The organism is Pseudoalteromonas sp. TB64 (assembly GCF_000498095.1).
Taxonomy (GTDB): domain Bacteria; phylum Pseudomonadota; class Gammaproteobacteria; order Enterobacterales; family Alteromonadaceae; genus Pseudoalteromonas.
This window is the reverse complement of the sequence record NZ_AUTQ01000106.1, coordinates 1-2,218: the sequence shown is the minus strand read 5'-3', so window position 1 is coordinate 2,218 and position 2,218 is coordinate 1. Positions and strand designations below refer to the sequence as shown.

1 protein-coding gene and 1 pseudogene (1 of these 2 cut by a window edge) are annotated in these 2,218 nt (G+C 39.9%); both read left to right on the top strand.

Annotation, left to right across the window (positions count from 1 at the left end):
* A pseudogene (locus L647_RS01000000123850) lies at window positions 1-455 on the top strand (ABC transporter ATP-binding protein/permease) (it extends 1,290 nt beyond the left edge of the window).
* 240 nt (window positions 456-695) lie between these two features.
* A partial coding sequence (locus L647_RS0107960; protein ID WP_024610685.1) for a M13 family metallopeptidase occupies window positions 696-2,218 on the top strand: 1,523 nt, incomplete at its 3' end.

Below are 2,218 nucleotides of genomic sequence, written 5' to 3'. Positions count from 1 at the left end.
CCACTATTCGTGAAAATATCGCTTACGGCAGACCATCAGCAAGCGATACTGAAATTGACGAAGCCATTGCAATGGCGCACTTAAAAGACTTTATAGGCACACTTGATAAAGGCGATAAAACACTGGTTGGCGAACGTGGTTTAAAAGTATCAGGCGGTGAAAAACAGCGTATTGCCATTGCGCGCGCCATTTTGAAAAAATCCCCTATTCTAATTTTTGACGAAGCAACATCTGCTCTCGACTCTCATTCTGAGCAAGCAATACTCGCAGCAATGCGTGAAGTTGCTAGTAACCATACGAGTATTGTTATTGCTCATCGCCTTTCTACTATTACCGACGCAGACACCATTATTGTACTCAAAGCTGGTGAAATTATTGAGCAAGGCAGGCACGATGAGTTACTTACTCTCGCCGGAGAATATGCCCGTATGTGGGAGCTACAGCATAAAAAATAAATAATGTGTAACACCTTTTAGCTCTTATACTTACCGGTATTAGAGCTACAAAAAGGTTTTAAAGCGCCTACTAGCCTTTCTCTTTTCTTCTAAATTAGTTTTATCGAGCACTGTAGTGATTCACCTCAAAAGGTTTGTTTGTATGATTGATATCTATAACAATCGATAAGTTAAATATTCGTAACAATAAAAATGATTCACTGCAGCTTTAATTCAATCAGTGATACTCAGGAGTAAGTAATGAAAAAGAGTTTAATTGCAGCTGCATTAGCTGCCACATTTATTACCGGTTGTTCAGAGCCGCAAACAACAAAAACAGACGAGCAAAAACCTAAAGTAACTACAACAGTAGTGGCAGAAAAAGCTGAGTTAGGTAGTTTTGGTGTTGACCTAACAGCACGTAACGAAGCCGTTAAACCAGGCGATGATTTTTTTATGTATGCCAGTGGTACTTGGTATGACAACTATATAATGCCTGCAGATAAAACGCGTTATGGTGCATTTTCAGGATTAGCAGAGCGCAGCGAAGATGATGTTAAAGCTATTATTGAAGAAATAGCCGCACGTAAAGATTTAAACGCAGAAGAAAAACTAGTCGCTGATTTTTACAATGCGTATATGGATACCGAAACACTTAATAAACTAGGTATAGCGCCTATCAAGCCATTATTAAGTGAAATTAGTGATGTATCATCGACTGATGATTTAGCTAAAATGTTTGGTAAGTCTTGGTTAACCGGTAATAAAGCCCCTTTTGGTGGCGGCATGTGGTTTAATCGCCTAGACCCTAATAAATATGAAATGTCGCTAGGTGCTGGTGGTTTAGGCCTACCAGATCGTTCTTACTACCTTGAAGATGCTGAGCGTTTTGTTAAAACCCGTACAGCTTATGTTGCCCACATTGCTGACATGCTTGAGTTTGCAGGAACTGAAAATGCAACTGAACGTGCTCAAGCTATTCTTGAACTTGAAACCAAAATTGCACAAGGTCATTGGCCTCGCGAAAAGCGCCGTAATCGCGATTTAACTTTAAACCAAGTTGAACGTGCCGATTTAAGCACTGCTTATCCTGGCTTTAACTGGGATTTATACTTTGCGCAAACAGGTTATAAAGTACCTCAGTTAAATGTATCTCAGCCTGAGCCAATAAAAGCGATGATTGAGCTAATCAATCAAGAAGATATTGCAGTATGGAAAGACTACCTAACGTATCACGCAATTAGCGGTAACGCAGGTTTACTCTGTGAAGAAGTATTTAATACTAACTTTGCTTTTTTTGGCAAAGAACTAAACGGACAACAAGAACCTCGCCCTCGTTGGAAACGTGCAATAAGCGAAATGTCTGGCACAAGTTCGCTTGGTTTTGCTATTGGTAAAATATACGTAGCGCGTTACTTCCCTGAGTCATCAAAACAACAAATGTCTGAGCTGGTTGAAAACCTTCGTACAGCCCTTGGTGAACGTATTGATAATCTAGAATGGATGGGCGATGAAACTAAAGTAAATGCGCGCGCTAAACTGGCTGCATTTGTACCAAAAATTGGTTACCCCGATGTATGGCAGTCTTATGAAGGTTTAAGTATTACTAAAAACGATTTGATTGGTAATGTGAAAAACATGCGTGAATATTTTCATGCAGAAAGTGTTGAAAAAGAGCTACAAAAAACAGATCGTAACCGCTGGGGCATGACGCCACAACGCGTAAACGCTTACTACAATAGCTCGTTTAATGAAATTGTATTTCCGGCTGCGATATTACAACC